The sequence below is a fragment of the Pleomorphochaeta caudata genome (assembly GCF_055395745.1).
Window position 1 is genome coordinate 64,620 of record NZ_AP042458.1, and the last position, 27,000, is coordinate 91,619.

General features: G+C 29.4%; 27 protein-coding genes. 14 read left to right on the plus strand and 13 right to left on the minus strand.

What is annotated here, in order from left to right:
- Nucleotides 1–5: 5 nt before the first annotated feature.
- The gene (locus ACZ5RS_RS00310; RefSeq protein ID WP_464636858.1) at nt 6–875 is read right to left on the minus strand and encodes an AraC family transcriptional regulator; all 870 of its coding nucleotides are present in this window, start codon (nt 873–875) and stop codon (nt 6–8) included.
- A gap of 179 nt (nt 876–1,054) precedes the next feature.
- Here ACZ5RS_RS00310 and ACZ5RS_RS00315 point away from each other — a divergent pair, with 179 nt between their 5' ends.
- The 9 genes from ACZ5RS_RS00315 (at nt 1,055) to ACZ5RS_RS00355 (ending at nt 12,006) form a co-directional block, all read left to right on the plus strand.
- A complete protein-coding gene (locus ACZ5RS_RS00315; protein WP_464636859.1) occupies nt 1,055–2,221 on the plus strand; it encodes an iron-containing alcohol dehydrogenase in 1,167 nt (388 codons plus the stop codon).
- Nucleotides 2,222–2,407: 186 nt separating this feature from the next.
- Entirely contained in the window at nt 2,408–3,187 is a 780-nt protein-coding gene (locus tag ACZ5RS_RS00320) for a GntR family transcriptional regulator (RefSeq protein ID WP_464636861.1), read from the plus strand.
- Nucleotides 3,188–3,209: 22 nt separating this feature from the next.
- Nucleotides 3,210–4,616: an FAD binding domain-containing protein gene (locus ACZ5RS_RS00325; protein WP_464636863.1), complete on the plus strand. Its 1,407-nt coding sequence runs from the start codon at nt 3,210–3,212 to the stop codon at nt 4,614–4,616.
- A gap of 3 nt (nt 4,617–4,619) precedes the next feature.
- Nucleotides 4,620–6,902, plus strand: coding sequence for a molybdopterin cofactor-binding domain-containing protein (locus ACZ5RS_RS00330; protein WP_464636864.1), 2,283 nt, complete (start codon nt 4,620–4,622; stop codon nt 6,900–6,902).
- Nucleotides 6,903–6,942: 40 nt separating this feature from the next.
- The gene (locus ACZ5RS_RS00335; protein WP_464636866.1) at nt 6,943–7,956 is read left to right on the plus strand and encodes a BMP family protein; all 1,014 of its coding nucleotides are present in this window, start codon (nt 6,943–6,945) and stop codon (nt 7,954–7,956) included.
- Nucleotides 7,957–8,057: 101 nt separating this feature from the next.
- Nucleotides 8,058–9,578, plus strand: a complete 1,521-nt coding sequence (locus tag ACZ5RS_RS00340; RefSeq protein ID WP_464636868.1) for an ABC transporter ATP-binding protein — start codon at nt 8,058–8,060, stop codon at nt 9,576–9,578.
- Nucleotides 9,571–10,587 carry an ABC transporter permease gene (locus ACZ5RS_RS00345; RefSeq protein ID WP_464636869.1) on the plus strand — a complete coding sequence of 339 codons (1,017 nt, stop codon included), beginning with the start codon at nt 9,571–9,573 and terminating at the stop codon, nt 10,585–10,587. The genes ACZ5RS_RS00340 and ACZ5RS_RS00345 overlap by 8 nt, the downstream gene beginning before the upstream one ends.
- On the plus strand, nt 10,587–11,516 hold the full coding sequence (locus ACZ5RS_RS00350) for an ABC transporter permease (RefSeq protein ID WP_464636871.1): 930 nt from the start codon (nt 10,587–10,589) through the stop codon (nt 11,514–11,516). Before ACZ5RS_RS00345 ends, ACZ5RS_RS00350 begins: the two co-directional genes overlap by 1 nt.
- A gap of 10 nt (nt 11,517–11,526) precedes the next feature.
- A complete protein-coding gene (locus ACZ5RS_RS00355; RefSeq protein ID WP_464636873.1) occupies nt 11,527–12,006 on the plus strand; it encodes a hypothetical protein in 480 nt (159 codons plus the stop codon).
- Nucleotides 12,007–12,062: 56 nt separating this feature from the next.
- Here ACZ5RS_RS00355 and ACZ5RS_RS00360 read toward each other — a convergent pair whose 3' ends face one another.
- The 9 genes from ACZ5RS_RS00360 to ACZ5RS_RS00400 form a co-directional block, all read right to left on the minus strand.
- Complete coding sequence (locus tag ACZ5RS_RS00360; RefSeq protein ID WP_464636874.1) at nt 12,063–12,554, minus strand: GNAT family N-acetyltransferase; 492 nt, start codon at nt 12,552–12,554, stop codon at nt 12,063–12,065.
- Nucleotides 12,555–12,729: 175 nt separating this feature from the next.
- On the minus strand, nt 12,730–13,959 hold the full coding sequence (locus ACZ5RS_RS00365; protein WP_464636876.1) for a hypothetical protein: 1,230 nt from the start codon (nt 13,957–13,959) through the stop codon (nt 12,730–12,732).
- Nucleotides 13,960–14,034: 75 nt separating this feature from the next.
- Entirely contained in the window at nt 14,035–14,994 is a 960-nt protein-coding gene (locus tag ACZ5RS_RS00370; protein WP_464636877.1) for an ABC transporter permease, read from the minus strand.
- The gene (locus tag ACZ5RS_RS00375; protein WP_464636879.1) at nt 14,987–16,132 is read right to left on the minus strand and encodes an ABC transporter permease; all 1,146 of its coding nucleotides are present in this window, start codon (nt 16,130–16,132) and stop codon (nt 14,987–14,989) included. The genes ACZ5RS_RS00370 and ACZ5RS_RS00375 overlap by 8 nt, the downstream gene beginning before the upstream one ends.
- On the minus strand, nt 16,122–17,666 hold the full coding sequence (locus ACZ5RS_RS00380; RefSeq protein ID WP_464636881.1) for an ABC transporter ATP-binding protein: 1,545 nt from the start codon (nt 17,664–17,666) through the stop codon (nt 16,122–16,124). Before ACZ5RS_RS00380 ends, ACZ5RS_RS00375 begins: the two co-directional genes overlap by 11 nt.
- A gap of 55 nt (nt 17,667–17,721) precedes the next feature.
- Nucleotides 17,722–18,855, minus strand: coding sequence for a BMP family lipoprotein (locus tag ACZ5RS_RS00385; protein WP_464636882.1), 1,134 nt, complete (start codon nt 18,853–18,855; stop codon nt 17,722–17,724).
- A 21-nt stretch (nt 18,856–18,876) separates the two neighbouring features.
- Nucleotides 18,877–19,704 carry a purine-nucleoside phosphorylase gene (locus ACZ5RS_RS00390; protein ID WP_464636883.1) on the minus strand — a complete coding sequence of 276 codons (828 nt, stop codon included), beginning with the start codon at nt 19,702–19,704 and terminating at the stop codon, nt 18,877–18,879.
- A 3-nt stretch (nt 19,705–19,707) separates the two neighbouring features.
- Nucleotides 19,708–20,373, minus strand: a complete 666-nt coding sequence (locus tag ACZ5RS_RS00395) for a class II aldolase/adducin family protein (protein WP_464636885.1) — start codon at nt 20,371–20,373, stop codon at nt 19,708–19,710.
- Entirely contained in the window at nt 20,366–21,397 is a 1,032-nt protein-coding gene (locus ACZ5RS_RS00400; RefSeq protein ID WP_464636887.1) for a s-methyl-5-thioribose-1-phosphate isomerase, read from the minus strand. Before ACZ5RS_RS00400 ends, ACZ5RS_RS00395 begins: the two co-directional genes overlap by 8 nt.
- 167 nt (nt 21,398–21,564) lie before the next feature.
- On the opposite strand from ACZ5RS_RS00400, the gene ACZ5RS_RS00405 reads away from it, so the two are divergent.
- Together ACZ5RS_RS00405 and ACZ5RS_RS00410 are read left to right on the plus strand one after the other, a co-directional pair.
- A complete protein-coding gene (locus tag ACZ5RS_RS00405) occupies nt 21,565–22,335 on the plus strand; it encodes a DeoR/GlpR family DNA-binding transcription regulator (protein ID WP_464636888.1) in 771 nt (256 codons plus the stop codon).
- Nucleotides 22,336–22,756: 421 nt separating this feature from the next.
- Nucleotides 22,757–23,233, plus strand: coding sequence for a hypothetical protein (locus tag ACZ5RS_RS00410; protein WP_464636890.1), 477 nt, complete (start codon nt 22,757–22,759; stop codon nt 23,231–23,233).
- Nucleotides 23,234–23,314: 81 nt separating this feature from the next.
- Here ACZ5RS_RS00410 and ACZ5RS_RS00415 read toward each other — a convergent pair whose 3' ends face one another.
- Nucleotides 23,315–24,220, minus strand: a complete 906-nt coding sequence (locus ACZ5RS_RS00415) for a PhzF family isomerase (RefSeq protein ID WP_464636892.1) — start codon at nt 24,218–24,220, stop codon at nt 23,315–23,317.
- A gap of 192 nt (nt 24,221–24,412) precedes the next feature.
- Here ACZ5RS_RS00415 and ACZ5RS_RS00420 point away from each other — a divergent pair, with 192 nt between their 5' ends.
- The 3 genes from ACZ5RS_RS00420 to ACZ5RS_RS00430 are packed head-to-tail and all read left to right on the plus strand — an operon-like array spanning nt 24,413 to nt 25,804.
- Entirely contained in the window at nt 24,413–24,874 is a 462-nt protein-coding gene (locus ACZ5RS_RS00420; protein ID WP_464636893.1) for a hypothetical protein, read from the plus strand.
- A complete protein-coding gene (locus ACZ5RS_RS00425; RefSeq protein WP_464636895.1) occupies nt 24,867–25,457 on the plus strand; it encodes a TetR/AcrR family transcriptional regulator in 591 nt (196 codons plus the stop codon). The genes ACZ5RS_RS00420 and ACZ5RS_RS00425 overlap by 8 nt, the downstream gene beginning before the upstream one ends.
- A gap of 17 nt (nt 25,458–25,474) precedes the next feature.
- Entirely contained in the window at nt 25,475–25,804 is a 330-nt protein-coding gene (locus tag ACZ5RS_RS00430) for a hypothetical protein (protein WP_464636896.1), read from the plus strand.
- 77 nt (nt 25,805–25,881) lie between these two features.
- Here ACZ5RS_RS00430 and ACZ5RS_RS00435 read toward each other — a convergent pair whose 3' ends face one another.
- Nucleotides 25,882–26,580, minus strand: coding sequence for a peroxiredoxin (locus ACZ5RS_RS00435; RefSeq protein WP_464636643.1), 699 nt, complete (start codon nt 26,578–26,580; stop codon nt 25,882–25,884).
- Between the two features lie 21 nt (nt 26,581–26,601).
- Nucleotides 26,602–26,901: a ferritin family protein gene (locus ACZ5RS_RS00440; RefSeq protein ID WP_464636897.1), complete on the minus strand. Its 300-nt coding sequence runs from the start codon at nt 26,899–26,901 to the stop codon at nt 26,602–26,604.
- Nucleotides 26,902–27,000: the final 99 nt, after the last annotated feature.

Genomic DNA, 27,000 nt, shown 5'->3' on the forward strand with positions numbered 1-27,000 from the left:
AAGTCCTATTTATTTTGAATTTTATAAGTAGCAGGAGTTTGCCCATATAATCTTTTAAATTCCCTAGAAAATTGAGATACACTCTCATACCCAACATTTAGAGCAACCTCGCATGCTTTATAATTGTTATATTCTAGCATATCTTTAGCTTTTTTTAATCTGATTTTCTTTAAATATTGAATAGGAGTTTCCCCCGTAACTGATTTAAAAGCTTTATAAAAATTTGAGGGACTCATATAACATTCATTTGCTAAACTTTCCACACTTAGATGATTTTTAAAATCAGTGTGGATAATCTTTAGGGCTCTAGCTAATCTATCATAATCACTACCATTTAAACAAAGCGAATATAAGATACCTAAATTTTCTCCTTGAAGTACATAATAAAAGATTTCTTTAATAATTGAAGGACCAAGAATATATGCATCTGTTTCATTTTTTAAGGCTTCTAAAAGTCTTAAAGCTGCATTTTCAATTCTATCATCAATTTTTATTGGATTTGCTTTAAAAGTATTTACATTTACTATTGGAGATTTAATATTCATTTTTAAAATTATGTTTTGAAGCATTTCAATATCTAATTCAAGATGAAGTCCAAATACAGGATTTTCTTTAGTCGCCTCAGCTTCACATTCAAATTGTAAATGAGTTGGTAAAACTAAATAATAATTCTTACTATATTCAAAACGAGTATTTTTAATATATCCATGCTTTATTCCATTTAAAACAATTAAAATACCAGGATTATAATCTAATAATTGTCTATTAAGTGAATAATCATTTTTGAAAATTCTAACTCCATCTAGGATGGTATCATTAAAGCCCTCTTTTAAATGACTTTCCTTAATATAATTAATTGCATAGCTACGTTCCATAAATAAATCTCCTTACTCTCAATAATATAGGATAAAACAAGAAAAACAATCTTTTTTATTATATTTTCTTTCAGATTTAGAGGATTAGGCAATAAAATTTATTTTTTTAGGCATTCATAACTAAGTTAAAGAGCAGTAAATTATATACATAACAAATCTTTATAAACAAAGGAGTTATTATGAATAATTTTATTTATGATATTGGGACAAAAGTTTACTTTGGAAAAGATCAATTAGAACACTTAGGTCCTGAAATAAAAAAATACGGTAAGAGAGTATTATTAACTTATGGTGGAGGAAGTATAAAAAAAGTAGGTCTATATCAAAGAGTAGTTGAAGAATTAACTAAAGCTGGTCTTGAAATATTTGAACTAGCTAATATTGAACCTAATCCACGTGTAACTTCAGTAAATAAAGGTGCTGATATCTGTAAAAAAGAAGATATTGATGTTTTATTAGCTGTTGGTGGTGGCTCAGTAATTGACTGTACTAAAGTAATTGCAGCAGCAACTTATTATGATGGAGATGCTTGGGATATTATGTTAAATAAAGTTGATGTAAAAAAAGCACTCCCTATTTTTACAATATTAACTTTATCAGCAACTGGCTCAGAGATGAATCCAAACGAGGTAATTACAAACTTAGAAACTAACGATAAGATTGGTTTAGCATTCCCTCCTTTACGTCCAAAAGTATCTTTCTTAGATCCAACTTTAACCTATACAGTAAGTAAATATCAAACAGCCTGTGGTTCAGCAGATATATTAAACCATATATTAGAAGTATATTTTAATATGGATAATGATTTATATATGCTAGATACAGTAATGGAAGGATTAATGAAAACTGTAATTAAATATGCTCCTATTGCTTATCATAGTCCAGATAATTATGAAGCAAGAGCTAATTTAATGTGGGCTTCATCCTGGGCAATTAATGGCTTTGTAAGTGGTGGTAAAACTCATGATTGGACCTGTCACCCAATAGAACATGAATTATCAGCATATTATGATATCACTCATGGACTTGGTTTAGCTATTATAACTCCAAAATGGCTAGAATATGCACTAAATGAAACCACAGCTTCTAAATTTAAACAATTTGGTGTTAATGTATTTAACATTGATGAAAAATTAGATGCTATGGAAGTTGCTAAATTATCAATTGCAAAACTAAAACAATTCTTATACGAAGATCTACATCTTGATGATTCATTATCAAAATTAAATATTGGTGATGAAAAATTCGAAATCATGGCAAAGAAAGCTTGCCAATATGACTCAATCAAAGGATTTGTTACCCTATATCCTAAAGACGTAGAAAAGATTCTAGAGATGTGTAAATAACTTAACTATTTTGCAATTAAAATTCTGTTGTGTAATTTTTTGTTACACAGCAGTTTTTTTTATTAATTTCCATTATACTTTTTTTTACAGAATGAGAATCAATAAAAACTATTGATTAGAAAAAAAATATATTATATAAATGAAAATAAGTAAGAGGTCTTACCTCTTACCATACAGGAGTAAATTTTGAAAAAAGAACTTAAATTTAACAAAATTGGGAGCACTAAACTAACTAGCGAATTAAAAAATTCATTAGTACAGTATATTGCAGAATCTTCTAAAATTGGAGAATTAAAGTTGCCTAGTGAAGTAACTATTGCTAATGAACTTGGAGTTAGTAGAATAGCCTTAAGAGAAGTTTTAAAAGAACTTAGAAACGATGGAATTATATATTCAATCCATGGTAAAGGCACATACATTAATAAGAATTTTACAAATCTAAAATTTAGATTCACTCCTGCAAGAGAATTCTTAAAATCAATCCAAGCTTGTGGCTTTAAAGCTTCTGTAGAATTAATTGATTATCAAATAATTGATGCCGATAAATACAGTATAGAAAATCTAAATCTTGAAGATAATGATAAACTTCTAAGAATCCATAAAGTCTTTTATGCAGACGATAAACCTGTAATATTTTGTATAGACACAGTTCCATATAAATATTTTTCTGATATAAAAATAAGTGAAAGTGATGTTACTCAATCAACTTTTGACTTTTTAAAAGACAAAGCATTTATTGTAGTTGAAAATGACATTGTTGAAATAACAGCTACTCTTTCTTCTGCTATACCAACAAATTTTGAGAAATATAAAAAAGCCCTTGAACATAAACCTTTAATTCAAATGGCTTCTATTTATTACACACTAACCCAAGAGCCAATTATGAGCGTAAAAGCTTTCTTTGATACAGAACATATAAAATTAAGTCAACTTAGAAAGCAAAATGTATATGACGATTATTTATAGAAACTAAAAAAAGGATATATATATGCAAAAAATCAAAATTTCATTTTTCCTAAATGGAGATTTAATAGAAAAGAAATTAGACCCTGAATCTAGAGTCTTAGATCTTTTGAGAGAAAATCTTTGGATGACGGGAACAAAAGAAGGTTGTGGAGATGGAGATTGTGGAGCTTGTACCATTACCCTAGCTTATAGGGAAAACAATACTATAAAATATAAAGCAGTTAACTCTTGTCTAATGCCAGTTGGTAAAATACAAGGTACTCATATTATTACAATTGAAGGAATTGAAATGGAGAATGAAGATTTAAATCTCATTCAAACTGCAATGATTGAAAAACACGGCCTTCAATGTGGATTTTGCTCTCCTGGAATAAGTATGTCTATGTTTGCTCTTTTAGCAAATAGAGAAATTCCATCCTACAATGATTTGATTAATGCATTAAATGGAAATATCTGCAGATGTACAGGATATGAAGGTATTAGAGAAGCAGCAAAACAAGTACTCTCTTATTTAAATGAAAATCCTAATTACGATATTGTACCAAAAAAAATCCGATCTTGTGAGAAACAACTATTAGAAATGGATGCAAGTATAAGTGCTGGAGATTATTTATTACCTACAGATATTAAACAATTAGAAACTTTTATCAAAGAAAAACCTGAATCTATGATCATCTGTGGTTGTAGTGATATCTCAGCAAAACGTCATTTAACAAGAGAAAAACTATTTAATGTTATTGATGTTTCAAGAGTAAGAGAAATGACAAATATTGAATTAACTGAAGAAGGTTTAATTATTGGTGGGGCAACCTCATTAACTTCTATTATTAATTCAACAATAGTTCAAGAGAAAGCAAAAGTCTTTGCTGAAGGCTTAAAAGAAATTGCTGCAGTTCAGGTAAGAAATTTAGCAACCCTAGCAGGGAACATTGCTAATGCTTCTCCAATTGCTGATGGAGTTGTTTTATTAATGGCATACGAAGCAAAACTAATAATCCTAAATAGGAATGAAGAAAGAGAAGAATCAATAAGTAATTTCTATACAGGCTACAAACAAACAAAATTAAAGAGTGGAGATGTTATTACTAAAATAGTAATTCCAACCTCTTCATTTAAGAAAGAATATCATATGGAGAAAACAGCAAAAAGAAATGCTGTTGATATAGCAAGTGTAAATTCTTGTGCAAGCTATATAAAAGAAAATAATCAAATTCTAGATTTTAAAATTGCATTTGGTGGAATTGCTGAATATGTAGTTTTAGAAGATTTAGGAACATTAGAAACAAAAGAAAGCATTGAAATATTAGCAAGGGATATTTCATTAAAATATAGGCCATTGAGTGATGTTAGAGGATCTAAAGAGTATAGAGTAAAACTAATACAGAATCATATAATTAAGCATTTTGCTTTTATCAATGGGGAGATTTAGGGTATGAATAAAAGAGAAGAAAATTTAAAAGATTTAATAAAAGGAACTATGCCCTTTAACGGTGAATCTGATTGCTATATAAATTATCAATACATTTACCCTATTGTATCCCCTGAGCCTAAAGGCAAAATCTTAAAAATTGATTTTTCACCTTGCAAAGAACTTGACGGATATATCAGAGGCATTATAGCCTCTGATATACCTGGCAAAAATGCTCAAGGTGCAGTAAGAAGAGAAGAAGAACCATTATTAGCTGAAGATTATGTAAATTATTTAGGACAACCTGTTGGTTTTGTAATTGCAGAGTCTCAAAATGCAGCAATTGATGCCGCTAGAAAAGTAATTGTTGAAATTGAAGTTGATGATGATTATATAGTTGATTTAGATAAAGCAATTGAAGCAAACAACTTCTATGAAAAACCTATGGTTGTAGCTTGTGGAAACAGTCAAGAAGCACTTAAAACATCAAAATATGTAATTGAAGGTGAATTCTCTTCCGGGGGACAAGAACACGCATACCTTGAAACACAAAGAGCATATGCATCCTATGATACATTTAGACAAAATATAAAGATACAATGTGGGACTCAAGCTGTAAGTGATGTTCAACAAGTTGCTGCTTTAGTTTTAGGCAAAAAAGAAAGTCAAATTGAAGTTGATGTTTACAGAGTTGGTGGAGCCTTTGGTGGAAAAGAAAGAGGTGGTACTAGCTGGGCGGCAATGGCTGCACTAGGGCTTTATCTAACAAATAAACCTTGTGCTCTAGTATTAGATAGATCTGATGATTTAAAGATTACAGGCAAGCGTCACCCATACAAAACTTTTTATAAAGTTGGCTTTGATGATAATGGTGTTATAACTTCCTTTAATGTTGATTTATATGCAAACGGTGGATACTTTGAAGATTTCACAGTAGCAATTGTGGAAAGAGCAGTCTTAGGAATTTGTAATAGCTATTACTTTGAAAATGCTTGGATTAGAGGTTGTAGTTGTAAAACAAATTTACCACCTAATACTGCATTTAGAGGTTTTGGTGCACCTCAAGCTACCCTAGTAATGGAAGAAATTATTTATCAAATAGCATATAAACTTGGAAAAACAACTTTAGAAATACAAAAAATAAACTTCCTAAAAGACGGACAAAAAGCTCCATATGATATGATTATGGAAGAAGTTCGAGTCCCTCAAATCTTAGATCAATTATTAATTGATTGTAATTATGAAAAACTTTTAAAAGAAAAAGAAGTTTATAATAAATCTCATAAATATAGTAAAAAAGGGATAGGTATTGTTCCAATAAAATATGGAATAGGATTTACTGCAACCTTCTTAAATCAAGGAAATGCTTTAATTAATATATTTAGTGATGGATCTGTTTCAATATCACATGGTGGTATCGAAATGGGACAAGGGTTATTTACTAAAGTAGAATTAATAGTTGCAAAAACCTTAGGTGTTAAAGCTGATAGAGTTAAATGTGAATCAACTAATTCCCATAGAATTGGAACTGTAGCCTCAACTGCTGCATCAACAGGTACTGATATAAACGGAGCTGCAGCAAGACTAGCTGCCTTAGAAATTTTGGATAATTTAAAGATAGCAGCAAGCAATCTTTTTAAAGCAAAACTAGATTTAGCCCCTGCTCCAAATTATATAAGAATCGAAGAAGATCAAGTATATGACATTAGAAGTCAGCATGAAAAAATAAGCTTTGAAGAATTAGTTACTTTTTGCTATTTCAATAGAGTTAAATTAGGAGCTCAAGCTCATTATGCTACCCCAGGACTACAATACAATATGCAAACTGGTAAAGGAACTCCTTTTGCATATTTTACTAACGGAGTAGCTTTAGCCACAGTAACAATCGATACATTAACAGGTATATACAAAATAGATAAAGTCCATATTCGCCATGAAGGTGGAAATATCCTCAATTACGAAATTGATAGAGGTCAAGTTTTAGGCGGTTTTGTACAAGGAATGGGATATGTAACAATGGAAGAATTACCTCATGGTAAAAAAGGTGAACAACTCGCCTCTTCTTTTGCAACATATAAAGTTCCACTTATAGAAGACTTACCTGAAGATTTGACAATAGATTTAGTAAAAACTGATGACGAAATTTGCGGAGTATTGGGAAATAAAGGTGTTGGAGAGCCTCCTTTATTATATGGAATCTCAGTATTTAATGCTATTCGTGATGCTATAGCGAGTGCTACAAGTAAAAGAATTTATTTAAAACACCCAGCCACAGCAGAAACAGTTTTAATGACTTTAGATAATTAAGAAATTGTTTTATCCGGATTTATTCGGAAAGGAGAAAAATATGAAAAAAAGTGTTGTATTATTTTTAACTCTTATCTTAATGGGATCTTCAATGCTATTTGCAGCTGGACAAAAAGAAGCTGCTTCTAGTGAAGATAATGGTAAATTAAAAGTTGCCCTTTTATTACCTGGTAAAAAAGACGACGTTTCCTTTAACCAAGCTATGTATGAGAGTATGAAAGAAGTTGAGAGTGAATATGCAGATCAAATTGAAGTAACTTATGTAGAAGATGTTTATGAAGTTGCTGATATTGAACCAGCATTAATGGATTTTGCTTCTCGCGGTTATGACTTAATCTTTGGTCATGGTTTCCAATACATGGAACCAATCATTAAAGTTGCTGAATTATTCCCAGATACTATGTTCGCATTAGGTACAGGTTATAAAACAGCTCCTAACACTTGTGTTTATGATGTTCATTTAGCACAAGGTGGTTATTTAATGGGTTATTTAGCATCAATGATTTCTGAAACTGGTAAAGTTGGTGTTATCGGTGGTGCTGATGCTTCTGAAATTTACAGAGGTCATGAAGGATTTAAAATGGGAGCAAAAGCTGCAAACCCAAATGTAGAAATTCAAGAATTCTACACAGGGGACTGGAGAGATGCAGCTAAAGCTAAAGAAGGCGCTCTTGGTATGTACGACAGTGGCGTTGATGTAATCTGGCATAGTGGTGACGGTATTGGTCTTGGTGTTGTAAATGCAGCATTAGAAGCAAACAAATACTGTTTATCAAATATCACAAGCCAATATGTATTAGCAGAAAACAACGTTGTTAGTGGTATTAACTATAAATGGGATTTAGTAATTCGCCAAATTCTAGACGATGTATTAGCTGACAATTTCATGGGTCAAGAAAAATTCTATTGGATCAATGTTGAAAATGGTGGTTTATCAGTAGCTGATTATCATCAATTCAAAGATCAATTCGATCCAGAAGTATTTGCAAAAATGGATAAAGCAATTAGCGATATAAAAAGCGGTGCTATAGTTATCCCTGACTTTGAAAAATAATTATAAATCTTTTCAGGGAAGAATATTTCTTCCCTGAAATATCATTTACCCAATTAAAAAGCAATTACAGCTTAATTCTCTAGGAGAATACAGATAATAAAATGAATGCAATAGAAATGAAAGCCATCACAAAAAGATTTGGTTCATTAGTTGCAAACAATAAAATTGATTTTACTTTAAAAAAAGGCAGTATTCATGCATTACTTGGTGAAAACGGTGCAGGTAAAACTACATTGATGAACCAACTATTTGGTCTAAGTGTCGCCGATGAAGGCTCAATTTTAGTTGACAATGAACCCTTAAATCTAGAACACTCACCTCAAGAATCAATGAAAAGAGGAATATCTATGGTTCATCAACATTTTATGTTGATAAAAAATATGAGTGTTTGCGAAAATGTTATGTTAGCAAACGAGGATGAAAACTTTCCTCTTTTAAATCCAAAATCAACAAATGATAAAATTAAAGCATTATCTGATAAATATCATCTAGGAGTTAATCCAACATCTGTAATTGAAAATTTATCCGTTGGACAACAACAAAGAGTAGAAATACTTTCAGCTTTATATAAAAAAACAAATACTCTTATATTAGATGAACCCACAGCAGTTTTAACACCTGAAGAAGTTGAAGATTTATTTGTAATATTGAGAGAATTAAAAAAGAATGGTAAGTCCATAATAATTATTACCCATCATTTAAATGAAATTATGGATATTGCTGATGAAGTTACTGTACTAAGAAACGGAGATTTAATTGGATGTTATCCAATTAATGAAAATACTAGTACTCAAGAATTATCAAGATTAATGGTTGGTAGAGATGTTTCTTTTGATTTTGAAAAAGAAACTATAAAAGCCACTGAAAAAATAATCGAGGTAAAAAATTTATCTTATTCAAAAGATAATATTAAATATGTAGATGACATTAGTTTTGACATCAAAAAAGGTGAGATTTTTGCAATCGCTGGAGTTGATGGTAATGGTCAAAAAGAATTATGTGAAACACTTGTTGGTTTAAATAAAATGGATAGTGGATCAATAATTTTAAAAGATAAAGAAATAAGCAAAACTAATGTAAATTATAGAATCAAAAATGGAATTTCATACATCCCACAAGACAGACAAAAAAGTGGATTAGTAATGGATTGGTCCATAAGTGATAACTTAATTTTAAAAACTTATGAAAGAGAACCTATAGCCAATAAAATATTTGTTTCTAAAAAAGTTGCTAAAATTCAAGCTGATAGAATGATTAAAAAGTACAATATCAAAAGCCAAGATAATGAAGATAAGGCAAACCAATTATCTGGGGGTAATCAGCAAAAAGTTATTTTAGCAAGAGAAATGGATAGAGGTCCTGCCCTATTAATTGCATCCCATCCTACAAGAGGTTTAGATGTTGGTGCAATGGAATATGTAAGAAATCAAATGCTTGAATTAAGAAATACAGGGGGATCTGTATTGTTAATTTCAGCAGATTTAGAAGAAATATTTCAAATAGCAGACAGAATAGCTGTTATTTTCAAAGGTAAGTTTATGGGAATTTTAAAACCAGATTGCGGAATTGCAAAAATCGGTAGAATGATGGCTGGCCTAAATGAGGAGAAAAAAAGTGAATAAAATAAAAAACTTTTTACCTGCATTATTATCTATAATTTTTGCTTTTGCAGTAGGTGCTTTAATACTATTACTAAGTCATTTTAATCCAATTGAATCATATATCTCATTATTTAATGGAGCCTTTGGTTCAGCTTATGGAATCTCAGAAACTCTTGTTAAAATGATTCCAATATTAACAATTGCATTAGGTACTTCTGTTGCTTTTAGGGCACAACTTTGGAATATTGGTGGAAATGGGCAATATACTTTAGGTTGTATTGCTACAGTTGTAGTTTGTGTATATATGCCAGGTCCAACATGGTTAAAATTAGTTATGGCTTTTATACTTTCAATAATAGTTGGTATGATTTTTGGTGGCCTTTTAGGGCTTGCCAAAGCAAAACTAAATGCGAATGAAGTAATTACAACTTTGATGTTTGATTACATTATTGCATTGTTTTTAAGCTATCTAGTATATGGACCTTTAATGGATCCTGATGGACATAATTTCCCACAATCAAAATTAATAGCAAAAGATGTACTTTTTACAAAATTAATGAGAGGAACTAGAATACATACAGGTTTATTTTTAGCCTTAATTTTAGTAGTTCTCCTTTATTTCTTTTGGAAATCAAAAGAAGGTTTTAGAATTAAAATGATTGGAGCAAATCCAAATGTTGCTAAACTTAGTGGAATTTCAGTTAACCTACAAATAATGTTAACCATGGGAATCTCTTGTGCATTTGCTGCAATTGCAGGTTATATAGATGTATTAGGTATTCATGGTAGATTGCAAGATAATATTGCCGGATCCTTAGGTTCAGTTGCTATTGTTGTAGCACTTTTAGGAGATTTAAATCCTATTGGAATAGTATTTTCAGCATTCTTTTTCTCAGCATTAACTGTAGGAGGACAATGTATGCAAAGATATATTGGAGTTCCATATTCCTTAGTTACTATTATCCAAGCACTTGTAATTGTATTTGTAGTAGCTTCTAAAATAATCGTTGAAAACAGGAGGGAAAAATAATGAATAGCAGTTTTATAATAAGTCTTTTTGTTGGAACCTTAAGAACTAGTATCCCTATTATTTTAGCGGCTTTAGGTCAAGTATATGTACAAAAATCAGGAACCTTAGATTTATCTGTTGAAGGAACTATGATATTTTCTTGTTTAATGAGTTTTGTTGCAGCAGCATTAACAAAGAGTTTAACCTTTGCCTTAATTATTGGCGGAGTCTCAGGTATTTGTTATTCATTTTTAATGGCTGTTTTAACTGTTAGATTAAAATCAAATCAAGTAATTTCTGGTACAGCATTAACAATGTTAGCAACTGGACTTAGTTCATATTTATATAGAGTTGTTTTTGGTATTAGAGAATTACCACCTGTAATTGAAAACTTTAAGCCTATTAATTTTGGATTTTTAACTAAAATTCCATTTATAGGACCTATTCTTTTCAACCATAACTTTACTTTCTACTTTATGCTTCTTTTAGTTGCAATAACTTGGTTTGTTATGAATAAAACCTCTTATGGACTAAAAATAAAAGCTGTTGGAGAGTTCCCAAGAGCTGCAGACTCAAAAGGAATTCAAGTAAATAGAATCAGATTCCAAAGTATATTAATTGGAGGCTTATATTCAGGTTTTGCTGGAGCTTCTATGTCACTTGGATATATGAATACATATACTGACCAAATGATTGCTGGTAGAGGTTTTATAGCAATAGCTGTAGTAGTATTTGCAAGATGGTTACCTATTAGAGTTCTTTTTGCAGCACTACTCTTTGGATTTGCTAATACACTTCAAATGAGACTCCAATCTATTGGAGTTGCAGTTCCAATTCAATTATTACAAGCTCTTCCATACATACTAACGGTAGTAGTTTTATTGGGAGTTTCAAAATACGTAAAATTCCCATCATATTTTACTCAACCATATAGTAGAGAAAAAAAATAAGGAAAAACATATGAAAAGAACAACGAAATACATCTTTATATTAAGTATCTTTATACTTCTCTCAAGTTGTACAACCACACAAGTTTCATCAGCTAATTCTTATTGGGATAATTGTACATTTACTCGAGCTAGTAATAGATCTCAAAAATTTGTGGAGGCAATTAATGATCAAAACCCATTAATAATCTATTCCCTTTTTACTGAGGACTATAAAAATAAAATTAGCAAAGAAGAATTTGTTAGAAGATATAATGATGATTTAACATATCCATATATTTCACCACTTTACTGTTATATTAAATCAATTAATATACACTATTATGATGATAATGGATTAGTATCTTGCTCAGTAGCATCAAGATTGATTGGGGATTCTTTTACCTTTGATATTATATATGAAAATGGTGATTATTATTTTAAAGCCTTTGAGGATATAATTGATAATAGTTATAAAGAAAAATTCGCTAATAAAGTTGTTAAGTGGATTTAAAACATCTAACCAAAAGAAAAATATTCTTTATTAATCTTTTGGTTTTTTTATGCCCTTTAATTAACTAATTTTTCTATTTTATCACCATCAAGTTTATAAATTTTCTCTCTACTTATTTCTTTTGCTCCAATTAGATCAAAGAAATTAATACAATCTTCATCACCAGCAAAACAGGTCCATTCTATTGTATCAACATTATTTCTTAAGGCAATTTGGCATAATTTTTTAAACATTATCTTATCATAATCTTTATGCTTATATTCATCAGTTATATATATATCCTCTAAAAAGATTCCACTCTTTCCTTTATAAAGAGAGAAGTTAAAAAAATATATTGCAAAACCAATTTCTTTATTATTAATAGTTAAGAAAAAAACATTAACTAAATTTCTATCAAAAAGCCAATATTTTAATGTTTGTCGATCAATATCTAAGATATCTAGTTTATTTTTATCTTTTGCTAATTTAGATATAAAATCTATAATTAAATCTAAATCAGAATTAGTGGCAAATCTAAAACTATAATTTTCATCTACTTTAATGTCCAATATCAACTCCTTGAAATTTATTATTTTTATCATTTATTAATAAATATAAATACATAATAGCACAAGTTATTATAAAACAATACATTTCTTATAATTAAACAAAAAATGGAACTACCACTAATAAAAGCAATAGTTCCAAAAAAATTATTGTTAATCAATTTATAATTTTTAATTTTTATTCAAATGATTCACCTGATAAATAACGATAGAAAGCATTATTTACATAGAATTTTTGTAAATCAATTGTAGCATCAGTGAAAGTTCTCATTTCTGTTTTTAGTGCATCTTTATTTTCTTCTAAACAGAAAGGATGAATTGAATAACCACCTTCTTGTGCTACACAGTCATAAATTGCTTTATAAGCTGTATCATCATGCATATCTACTGTGCTATAAAGTGGTTGCCACCATGCACCTGAGATTAATTTAACATCACTACCATCTGCTTGGTTTTCACTATTCTTCTTAGAATATTGTTCAATAATACTATTAAACTTTAATAAATCTGCTTCATTATCAAATTCAAATTTTGCATCATATTCTAAAGCGTGAACTAAGTATAAATCATCACTATATTTTTCAATATAATAAGAATATGTTGGTTCAGGAATTGGACCCCATTCTAGTAAATATTGATAAATAGATACTTTTGGTTCAATTTGTAATTTTGCATCAATGCCTTCACTATTTAATAAAGCAACTAATTGTTTTAAATGTTTTTCTTCACTATGACCATATTTAATAGTTAAAGCAGGTAAGAAATTAGCATCTTCACCATCTTTCTTTAAATTATAACCAGTAGAAGCTTTTTCTCTAACTAATTCTTTACCAACGATATCTAAATTATCATCAGTATAGATATAATAAGAATCAAAAGCTGTAGCAATTCTATTCATAATATCTTCATCAGATACTTTTCCAATGTAATGTCTTGCAACACCATTTACTTGAGCAATATTCATTAATAAAGTTGCTGCAGTTTCATTAGATAATGCATTACCGCTTACAACATCTTTTAACAAAGATACATCAATTAAATGAGCATCTAATGCACAAGCAACATATTTTGCATCTAAGTCTCCAATACTTTTTAAACCATAAGCATCTAATCTAGATTGAGCTTTTTCATCAGAATAAGTTAAAGCTAATTCTTCGAAATCAGAAGCTTTTACTAATGCTGTAATAACATCACTTACTCCTGATAAATCTTTAGAACTAATAGCTTGTGCTTCTTTTACAAAATCGGCATTTGCAAATTGAGCAGCATCAAAAGATAAATCGTACTTAGTTGCTAAAAATAGTTGATCATCTTTTACTTCACTTTGAACAACTGTATTTGTCGTTGTACAAGAACTAAGGCCAATAGCAATTAAAAAAATTGCTAAAACGTAATTAATTTTTTTCATACTCATCTCCTACAGAATATTATTCTGCATCTCCTCTATAATATTTTTAATCAATTAAGATCTTAAAAATGCTTATTATCTCTTTCCCTTATCGTATACTTCTCCTAAAGCTCTTGGTGCCTTATTAGATTTTGAGAAGAATAATAATAACAATAAAGTTAATATGTATGGGAAGGTTAAAACCAAGTCACTATAACTGCTTGGGAACCCTAGCTTTTGTACAAAGAAATATCCAATACTTCTAGCAAAACCAAATATTAGACAGGCTAATAAAGTATTTGGGATTTTCCAGTTACCAAAAATATATGCTGCAATTGCTAAGTATCCATAACCTACATAAATACTTGGTGAGAAATTTGTTGAAATTGAATATGCAAAACACATACCACCAAGGCCTGACATGGCTCCACTTATTAAAATTGCAATAAATCTAATTTTAATAACACTTTTCCCAGCAGCGGCTACAGCCTGAGGATTATCTCCACAAGCCCTTAATCTCATACCAAATGGAGTTTTATATAGTAAATAAGCCATGAATAAAGCAATTACTACTATAATAAATTCAAAGACATATACATTGGTAAAAAAGGCTCCAAGTATTGGTATTTGACTTAAATAAGGAACAGTAACCCTAGGGAAAACAAATAACATAAATTTATTTGAAGATTGTCCAAAAATTGAAATATTTAATTGATTCGTTAAAAAAGCAGTTAAGGCAACTGATAGCATGTTTATTACAACACCACTTATAACTTGATTAGCTTGTAATTTTAAAACTATTAAAGCATAAAGCATTGCAAATAAAGCACCACCAACCATTGCTGCAAACAAAGATAAATATACTAATGAACTTTGTGAATTAACAAATGCATTGGTAAGTAAGGCAACAATAAAGCCTCCAAAGAAAGCTCCCATTCCAAGTAAACCTTCTAGAGCTAAGTTAATTACCCCGCTACCTTCACAAAAGATACCACCAATTGAAATTATGAACAGAGGCAATGTAAATGCCATACTCTCTATTATAATATTATTCATTTTTGCCTCCTTCTTTTAACAATTCAATTTTTATAGAATTAGCTTTGATTCTAAAATATCCACTACAAGCACTAAACAATAATAAGATACTTGTAATTAAAGCTGCAATTTCTCTTAATACACCTAATCTTGAAGAAAGATATGCAGTACCACAATCAAAAATCATTACTAAAATTGATGCAAAGAAACATCCAACAGGAGCCATATTACCTAACAAGGCTACAGCTATTGCATCAAAACCTAATTGAGGAACAACTCTAGGTTGAATGGAAGCATAACTACCTAAGTAGTAGGAAACCCCAGCTAAACCTGCCAAAGCTCCTGAAATTACCATGGTCTTTACAATTGTACTTCCAACTTTCATTCCACAATATCTAGAAGCCCTTTGATTTACACCAACAGCTTTTAATTCAAAACCAAATTTAGTTTTTTCTAGTAAAAATTTAATTACAAAAACAACTATAATTGCAAAAAGGAATATCGTGGTAATATTCATTCTCAGTCCAAAGCCTTCAACATCCATCAGTGTTAATCTAGCACTTTGATTAATTTCAACACTTTGTCTTGTAATAGGATCAACAAACTTTGTTTGAATAAAGAAACTTACAATATAGCTAACAATATAGTTAAACATAATCGCTACAACTACTTCATTCATATTAAATTTATATTTTAAGAACCCTATCAAGGCTCCCATTGCAGCTCCAACTCCGATACCAATTAAAACAACTAAGATCTTAGCTACTATTGAAGTAATATCACTGTATCCAACTAAAACTGTTGCAACAAATCCTGATAAAATCATCATTCCTGAAACACAGATATTAAATAATCCACACTTTAGAGCAATTGCAACTGATAGAGATGCAAAAATCATTGGAGCGGTATAATTCAACAAATTTAGTAAATCAGTAATTTGATTTTTTCTACCTGGATATTTTGCTTTTGGTAATAAGCCAGAACCTTGTAACAAACTTTGATATGCAACAAGAGGATTCTTATTTAATAGCAATAATAAAATGGCACCACCTAGTAAGCTTAATAGTAAACAAAAAAGAGAAATACGTAATACTTGATATTTTCCAGGTCCACAAATAGTGGCAAAACTTCTCTTAAAAATATTTTTATTATTTAACATTATTGTGAACCCCCATCATGTATTCGCCAACTTTTGATTTTGTCAATTTTTTAGCATCTTCAATTGTTTGGACTTCACCGTTATATATAACTAAAATAGTATCTGCAAGAGACATAATTTCATCTAATTCTAGTGAAATTAATAATATTGCTTTACCTCTATTTCTTAAATCAGCAATTCGAGAATGTATGATTTCAATTGCTCCAACATCAAGGCCTCTAGTAGGTTGAACAAATATAACTAAATCTCCATCACTATGGATTTCTCTAGCTACAATTGCTTTTTGTTGGTTACCTCCACTCATACTTCTTACGATTGTATTGTGTCCATCTTTACCACATCTAATATCAAAATTTTCTATTAATTCATCACTGATTTTATTAAATTCATCAAAATTTAAAACACCATTTTTTGAACAAAAGGGTTCTTTATAATACTGCTTTAAACAAAGGTTTTCTGATAGATTAAAATCTAACATTAACCCTACATTATGACGATCTTCAGGAATGTAAGAAATCCCAGATTCATTTCTTTCTCTAATTGATAAAGAATTAATTTCTTCATCTTTTAAGTAAATGCTACCACTTGAGATATCAATTAAACCTGCTATTGCATCAGCAATTTCAACTTGACCATTACCGGAGACCCCAGCAACTGCTAATATCTCTCCACTTCTAACATTAAAGGAAATATTTTTTAAAACTTGAATTCCATCATTATTAAAAGCATTTATATTATCTACTTTTAAAACATTTCTACCAAAAGGTTTTTCTTGTTTATTTATTTCCAAAGAAATATCATGACCGACCATTAATGCTGCCATTTCTTTAGTAGTTGTTGTAGCAACATCTAAAACATCTATTAATTTTCCTTTTCTTAAAATTACACATCTATCAGCAATTTTCTTAATCTCATCAAGTTTGTGGGTTATTATAATTATTGTTTTTCCACTATCTCTAAGTGATTTTATAATTTCTAATAAAGCTTCAATTTCTTGAGGAGTTAATACTGCTGTAGGTTCATCGAAAATTAATAACTCAGCGTTTCGATATAACATTTTTAGTATTTCTACTCTCTGTCTAGTAGAAACAGCTACATCTTGAATTAAGTCGGTAGGATTTACTTCTAGATGATATTTCTTTGATAATAAAGCAACTTCTTCATTTGCTTTTTTTAGATCAATTTTTGGAAAGATTCCAAATTTCTTTTTTAACGGTTCAATTCCTAAAATAATATTTTCCGCAATAGTTTGGTTATCAACTAATTTAAAATGTTGGTGAACCATCCCTATATGTAGTCTATTGGCATCTAAAGGTGATTCAATTTTTGCTTCTTCACCATTTATATAAATACTTCCTGAAGTCGGTTCATATAATCCAAAAAGAACACTCATTAATGTTGATTTTCCAGCCCCATTTTCACCCAATATTGCATAAATTTCTCCTTTTCTCACCTCAAGAGAAACATCATCATTTGCAACAATATTCGGGAAGGCTTTTGTGATATGTTTTAATTCAACAAAATTATTATTCATAAAGGTACCTCAAAAGGCTCATTACTCAAAAAGAGTAATGAACCATTTATTCAGATTAATTTACTTGAAATTCTTCAGGGGTAAATCCACCAAAGTTAGAAGCAGGAACAATTGTTCCATTTTTAACTAATGCATAAGCTTCATCTAATTTAGCAATAGTGTCAGCCTTTAATTGTTGACGACCATCAGCCTTTACGAAACCTGTTGAATCAGTATCAGCTTTTAATACTTCGTTTTTACCTACAAAAGTACCATCTTTAATTTTTTGTAAAGTTCTATCTACGTTAATACCCATAACTTTTAGAACACTAGTTAAAATGATATTGTCATCACCAACAACACCATCATCCCATTGGTCTACATCACAGCCAATAACTTTAACAGCGCCGTTTGATTCTTTAGCAGCAGTAAATACACCATTACCAGAACCACCAGCAGCTACGAATAAAATATCACAATCTTCATTAATTAATTGATTAGCTACAATCTTACCAGTTGCTTCATCAGCGAAAGAACCAACATAGTTACCACCAACATTAGCACCAGTTACATCAGTACCTGCTTGAGAAGCTAATTCAACACATTCAGCAGTTGTACCATATTTAGCATTAGCATATTTTACACCACATTCAAAACCATATTGATAGTTTACGTTTGAAGGATATGCAACACCATTGATTACAGCTACTTTATTTGTTTTTGTTTCTAAAGCTGCAGCCATACCTGCAAAGAAACCTGATTCTTGTTCAGCAAATTGCATTGCATAAACATTGTCTAAAACAACACTACCAGCTGGATTACTAGGATCTGTTGGGAAAGTATCAACTAAGATGAATTTAGTATCAGGGTTATCAATTGCTAATTCAGAAATACCTGCAAATTGGAAACCAGTACAAACTTCAACATCATATTCTGCAACAACATCTGCTGCAACTTTTAATGCTTTAGCTACATCACCACTTGGTTCTCTTAAAGGTTTTACAGTTGAACCTGGGTTCTTTTCAATAAAAGAAAGAATACCATTGTAGTTTTCTTCATTAAAAGATCCATCATCAACACCAGATGGAGTTGTAATAATGGCTACATTTAAACCATCATTTTGACTTGGTTTTTCTTCTGCACTACCATTAGCGAAAAGAAGAGATGAAACACTCATCACACAAATTGAGATTAACAACAATTTTTTCATAATTTTTCTCCTTAAATTATTTTAATTCCATTTATCAATTATATTTTTTAACAATTTAATAAATTGTGGTTTTACTTTCTCTCCAGCATCAATAACTTCTTGTTCATTAAGTATTGTTTCACTAATACCTGTAGCCATATTTGTTAAACAACTAATACCTAATAATTCCATTTGAAAATAACTAGCTACTATTGCTTCAAAAACTGTAGACATTCCAACTGCATCAGCGCCTAACAGCTTTGCAAGTTTTACTTCTGCAGAGGTCTCAAAACTTGGACCACTAGAAAAACTATAAACACCGCTTTTTATTGGGAGATTTATTTCTTTAGCACAGTCTTTAGCTATTTGTATCATTTTTGGGGAATAGGTTTTTGACATATCAAAGAATCTAGGGCCTAAAGAATCATAATTCTTTCCCCTTAGAGGATTTTCAGCTACAATTTTGATATGGTCTTCAATAATCATTAAATCACCTACATTCCATTCTTTATTTAAGCATCCACTAGCATTAGTCAAAATTAATTTTTTAATATTTAATTGATTAAATACGAAAATTGGATAACAAACCGTCTTTGAATCATATCCTTCATAATAATGAAATCTGCCTTGCATGCATACTACATTCCTATCACTAATTTTACCAATTACTAATCTACCATGATGTCCAGGCGCTGTAGATTTAGGAAAATGAGGAATATCTTTATAATCAATTATTATTGGATCTTCAATTTCACTAGCTAAGACACCTAGCCCACTACCTAATACTAAAGCAATTTCAATATCAAAATTAATTCTTTTTTTTATGTATGAAACACTTTCATTTATCTTCTCTAAGAAATCCTTTTCCATTATCTACCTCATATCCTCAATTTCTTTGCATTGTGTTTCATTTAATTCTTTTGGATTTAATCCATAAGATTCTAATTGTTTAGCAATAACAGTCATTTGAGCAGCTCTTTCTAATAAATCCATTTTATCAAAACCACCTAATAGATCTTTAGCCATTACTATAGCACCATGATTTTGCATAAGCATTACATCATAATCTTTACCATATTTAGCAACTTCTTTTGCTAATTGAGGGGTGCCCATAAGTTGATATGGTACGTTTATTATATTTCCCATAAAGTAATATGCTTCAGCTGTTAGTTTTGCTAATATTTTGCATTCTTCACTATCAATTGTACTAAAAGTAGAAGCATAAATTGGATGAGAATGTACAACAGCATTTATATCAGATCTATTAATCAATAAAGATCTATGAATTTCCATTTCTATACTTAATTTTAAATCAGGAGTATAGTTTGTACCATCAAAACCTACTATTGCTATTTTATCAGCTGTTAAACTACTTTTATCTAAAGCTGAAGGAGTTATACAAAATAATTCATCATTAATTCTACAACTTACGTTGCCACCAGAGACAGTAGTTAAACCTCTAGCAAACAATTTATTCATTGTTTGAGCTACTGCTGCCCTTTCTTCTAAATACATATCTTTTATATCTTTTTTACTCATAGTACTTCCTTAATTCATCAGGACTAAATTGCCCTTTATCTGTAATTACACCAGCACATAAACTAGGAGGAGTAATATCAAAAGCAGGATAATAACCTTTAACGCCTTCATAAGTAAATTTCTTATCTAGAGCATGTAAAACTAATTCAGGATCTCTTTCTTCTATTACTATAGAAGCTCTATCAGGATGAGCTAGATTTGGTTTTCCTGTTACATAGTATGGAATGTCAAAATAATTACATGCTAAAGCTATTTGGAAAGTACCAACTTTATTTACAATATGACCATCCATACAAATTACATCAGCAGCTGAGGTAAATACATCAATTTTTTTCTTTTCTAGAACATAGCCTGGCATATTATCTGTAATTACTGTTACATCAAATCCCATATCCTTTATACAACTTGCGGTTAATCTTCCACCTTGTAAGTATGGTCTAGTCTCTGGGCAATAGAATTTAATATCTTTGTTTTGTTCTCTAATAGATTTCAACATCATGCCAACAACAGTCTCTGCCCAACATTGAGTCATTACAGAACCTTTTTGAGGAAAATTATTTACCAAATATTTTCCCATAATTTGGCAAGAGGTATATATTTCATCATAATATTCAACAGTTGTATTAAATGCTGCTTCTACAGCAGATTTACCATGTAATTTAGCAACAATTGCTGCATCTTCACATTTCTCAACTATTTCTTTCATAAAAGCTGATGTTGTAGGTCTTGCTGTATATAAAGCAATACCAGCATCATGCATAAATTGAGTAAAATCAGTTTCAGTTAAATCTTTTGCTTGGTGTGCTGCTAAAGCCATTCCCATACCCGCAGCAAAATAAGGTCCCCAACTTTGAGTAACCATATCTGTTATAGCTTGAGCAACTTCAGAGTATGTTGTGCATTCAACAAATTTAACTTCCATAGGATAAATTCTCCTATCTAATATCCTTACTTTCCCATTCTCATACCAAGCAATATTCTTATATTTAAGAATAAAAGCCATCCCATCGTCCAATCTTTTCATAACACACCTTTTTTATTTTGTTTTTTATTGTTTTATTATATATAAACACGAATAAAACCAAAAGTCAATTATTATTTAATTATATTATTTCTTAATATTTCTTTACATTACAAGATATTAATGTTATTCTAGCAACAAAACTATAGATTTTGTTTTAAGGAATAATTATGCTTGCAAAAGAACGAAGGGATCAAATCAAAAGTATTTTAGATTCAGAAAAGACAGTTACAGTAAAAAAATTAGCTCAAGATTTAAATGTCACTATGGAAACTATCAGAAGTGATTTAGAATATTTGTCCAAGAAAAACGTTGGTATAATAAAAGTTCATGGAGGAGCTTATAAAATTGATACTTTTGATAAGACAATTCCTATAAAATTACGTGAACAAGTAATGGTCAAAGAGAAGCAATATCTTGGAAAAATGGCTAGCAGTTTCATTCAAGATGGAGATATATTAATGCTCGATTCTAGTTCTACTAGTTTCTGTATAGCAAAAGAATTAAATGCAAACAAAATCAAAGCTACAGTAATAACAAACTCTTTATCTATAATTAATATTTTATCAAATAGCCATCTAATAAAATTAATCTGTTTAGGTGGAAATCTCATAGATAAATCTAATGCTTTTTGTGGCACAATTACTATTAATAATTTAAAAAAGCTACATGCTGATAAGGCTTTTTTAAGTCCAACTTCTATATCAAAAAAATTTGGATTAAGCCACGATGATGAATTTGCTGCTCAAATTAGTAAAAAAATGATCGATAATAGTGACAATGTTTTCTTAGTTGTTGATCATACTAAATTTGGCAAATCTAGCCTAACTAAAATAGAAGATTTTGAAAAAATAAATTGTGTTATATCTAACAAAAAACCAGATAAAAGCTGGATTGATTTTTTCAAAGAAAACAAAATTATTTTAAAAACTTATAACTAAACTGAAATTTTCACATATTTACTAAAAAAATCGGAACTTAAATTATGAACATATACCTGTTCAGTTTTTGAGTTCTTTTTTTTATTAAAAGTTATTTTTCAACATATACATATAATCACAAACTTCTAACATAGAATATGCAAACTTACTACTTAAGAGTTTACTATCTTTCTAAAAATCAAACAAAAACAGCTACATATTTACTAAGTTTCCATAAAATTAATTAAAAAAAATAAATATTTTTTCTCTTTTTTATGATTTTTTTCATAAATTTATTGATTTAATTACTTATATTAAAAAGAATTATCTATAAAACTTATTACCATTTGTGCTTTTTAAGGAAATTGTTGACATAAGTTATAACTTACAGTATATTTAAAACATAAAGAAAACAAAATTTTTACTTAAGGAAAACAAGATCATGAAAAAACTATTAACAATTTTAACAATTAGCCTAATCGCAACTGCAGCGTTATTTGCAAAAACAGCTCAAGTTCAATTAGTTACAAGTGTTGCTGAAACACCAGTTACATATATACTAGCTTATGATGGTACAACAATTAATGATGGTGCTGATTATTCAATTACAGTAAAACCATTAACTGAAAATGACCAAACAAAAGACTTCACAGTTACTGCATCAAGCAATAAAAATAATGATTTAGCAATCAAAGTTACTGTTACACCTGAAACATTTAAAACAAAATTAAATGGAAATACAGTCTACGATTCAAAAATTCAACCAAAAGTTAATAAAATTGTTGAAGTTGACACTTTAACTGCTGGAAAACATACTAACTATTTAGTAAATAAATTCAATTTAAGTTGGACTGGAAATGCAAATCTTCCTGCTGGTGATTACACTAGTAATGTTAAAATTGAATATTCAATCAACTAATAAATTTTTCATAAAAATAGATATAAGAAAAGCAACTGAAACAACAGTTGCTTTTTTAATACTTAAAATTTTAAGTAGATATTATAATTCAATTTGAGTTTTAAAAGCCACTACAGCTTTACCGATTATTTGAGTTAAAACAGGTTTATGATTGTCTATTTTAACTTTAACCTGCATTTCCCCATCTCTCTTTATAGCTTCTCCTTGTAATATAGAGAAAGATAATTCGTTTTCTTTTTCGAGATTTTTAGTAATACCAAAATGTACAAGATAAATACCTAAAGGACCATTTGCATTACCTGTAACTGGATCTTCATTTATACCAATTGCTGGAGCAAACATTCTACCGTGTACTAAAACTTCTTCATCTGGATTTAATGTAAAAACATAAAAACCATTACAATTAACCTCTTTACTGATTTTAGATAACTCATCCATCAAAGGAGAAAGATCATGTAATTGTTGATTTGATTTAATACCAACCATTACCTTTGAATGTCCAGCGGAAGCTATTGCAATTGGACAATCAGCTCTTAAATCAGATTCTTTAATTCCAAGTGCAAAAGCTATTCTTTTTACTATATCGCTACTAAGGGGCTCTTTAACTTCTGGAGTTCCTTGAGTCATTACTATAGAGTAATCATTCTCTTCATTGATTATATCAACAGGCAATATTCCAGCTTTAGTTTTTTGTAAAATTCTTTTTGATGGGAGACTTTCTTCCACTGCTCTTACATAATGAGCTGCGATTGTAGCATGGCCACAAATAGGAACTTCAGTTGTTGGAGTAAAAAATCTAACTTCTACATCATAATCTTTAGACTTTGATTGAAATATAAAAGCTGTTTCTGAATTATTTAATTCTCTAGCTATTCTCTGCATTTGTTCTTCACTTAGTCCATCAGCATTAGGAACAACACCAGCAGGATTACCATGAAATTTTTCTCTTGTAAATGAATCTACTTGATACAATCTATATGTTTTCATAATGACTTTTACTCCTTATTATTTATTTATACATAATCAACAATAAATTAATAGCCATATTCATTAATAATATATTTAAATAAAGCAAAAAAATAAATCACAATTTAAAACATAATATATTATAGTTTTGCTTGACATAATATACTATTTGTACTATTTATATTAATATAGTTCATTTTTAGGAGTATTATTATGAATTTACAAGCTATCCAACAATTGCACAGAAACACTAATTTTGGAATGAGTGAATGTAAAAATGCATTAGTTTCTGCTAATGGAAATTATGAGAAAGCTTTATTAATTCTAAAAGAAAAAGGAAGAATTTCAGCTAAACAAAGAGTTTATCGATTAACCAGAAATGGCATTATAAGTCATTATGTTCATGATAATCTACAACTAGCTGTTTTAGTTGAAATACAATGTGAAACAGAAGTTGCTGCTTCAACTAAAGTCTTTAAAGACTTTGCTAAAGAGATAGCTATGCATATAGCAGCAGCACAACCAAAAGATATTACAACCCTTTTAAATCAACCATACTATAAAGAAGAAAATATATCTGTTGAAGAATTCATTTTTGAGTTTATAGCATTGCTTAGAGAGAATATAATTATAAAAAGATTTGTATGTTTTGAAATAGGAAAAAATTATGAATAAAAAAGCTGAAAAAATATTAAACACAACTATAATTCTATTCTTAAATAATGGAATAAAAAAAATAACAATGGATGAGATTGCAGAAAAGGCAAAAGTCTCAAAAGTTACTGTCTATAAATACTTTTCAGATAAAGATACTTTGTACTATGAAGTCGGCAAATATCTTTTAGCAAAACATATTGCTAAACTAAAAAATATTACTGAAACAAAAAATTCTCTTATAGAACAATTCTATAGTTTCATAGACGTATTAACCGCTTTTACAAATATGGGATATTTTAAGTTATGCAAAGAACTAACAACTTATAATATAAAGCTTTTAGAAGAATACAATGATTATCTATATTTTTATAAAGAAATTCTGTTGAAACTAATTGATATGGGAATTGAGCAAAAACTTATAAAACCAAATTTAGATAAACTTTTAATTTTCTATTACCTAGATATGGGAATTTCCTATTATCAAGAAAATTCTGATTATAGAAAAAATATGAATGAAAACAAAAATATTCAAAATGAATTAATGAGATTCCATGTTTCAAATATCTTCCTTGATGCTGATAAAATCCTAAATAAAAACTAAAATAAAGGAAACATTTCATGAATCAAAAAAACAATACTAACGATTTCAAAAAAATATCAGATTATTATAACAATTTAGCTATAGAAGGAACAAAAGAATCTGTTAAAAAAATAATGGAAAATATAAATTTAGAAATGGGTATAATAGAATCAAAAATTATTGATTATGCATTAGGTCTTATTAATAATACTGAAGGTATTAACACCTTAGAAAAATATTTATTTGAAGGGACTCAAATTCAAAGAAACTACTGCACATTATATTTTAACAGAAAAGAAGAATTCAAACTTGTTAGATTAGCTTATGATCAAGGCTTGATTGATGAAAGACAAGCTTTTTCTAGATAATGATAATTATTATTATTTATAACGAATAAAAAAAGCATTCTCATTTTGAGAATGCTTAATCACAAATAGAAAAAACTCTAACTTAATATTTCTTCTATAGTTATATATTCACCTACATGTCCAGCCATTTTTTCTGCATCTGTATTAACAGGAAGAGTTTTTTTACCTGGTCTCCAACCTGCAGGACATACTTCTCCAGTTTTTGTTGCATATTGCCAAGCTTTAACTTGTCTCAAAAATTCATTTACATTTCTTCCAACGGAGTCAGCTTGAACTTCTTGAGCAACACAAACACCTTCCGGAGTAAATAAGAATCGACCTCTTAAGGCAACACCTTCCTCTTCTATCAATACACCAAAAGCACGACTGACTTCTTGATTTGCATCAGCACCCATCATTAATTTTAAACCTTTTAGAATTGGTTCTGTTTCTGCAAATCTTTTATGAGAAAATTTTGAATCAACTGATACAGCAAGTATTTCCGTATTTAATTCTTTAAACTCATCATATTTAGAATTCATAGCTGCAATTTCTGTGGGACAAACAAATGTAAAATCAGCAGGATAAAAACAAATTACAGTCCACTTCCCCTTATAATCTTCACTTGAAACTGTAGTAAAGTGGCCAGTTTTTGCATCATAAGCATCCATCTTAAATTCAGGCATTTCTTGTCTTACCATTGTTGAACTCATAGCTTTTTTCTCCTCTATTACTTCTACTTTCGAGTCTTCTTTTTTCACTTTTTTAATAGGCTTTAAACCTGTATCACAACCCATAGAATCCTCCACGATTTAGAATTATAATTTATTAATTTCTTCTTCTACTTCTTGAGCTCCTTCAGCATAAAATTTTGCTTCATTTGGATCCAATTCATGTAAAAGTCTTAAAAATTCACCTGCGTGAACTCTTTCTTCATCAGCAATATCTTTTAAAACATCTATTGCAAGTTGATTATCTGTAGATTCTGCTAATTGCATATATAACTGAATTGCTTCATATTCAGCTGCAATCATAAATCTTATAGACCTTACTAATTCTTCATGTGTTAACTTTTTTTTCTCAGCTAATCCGGCAAACGGTGTACTAAAATCTGGCATATGATTTTCCTCCTTATATAACCATAATATCAACATTTTTGTTTCCTAATGAAACAAAGTTAATGACATAAGCCATTTATTATTAAAAAACACAATGAA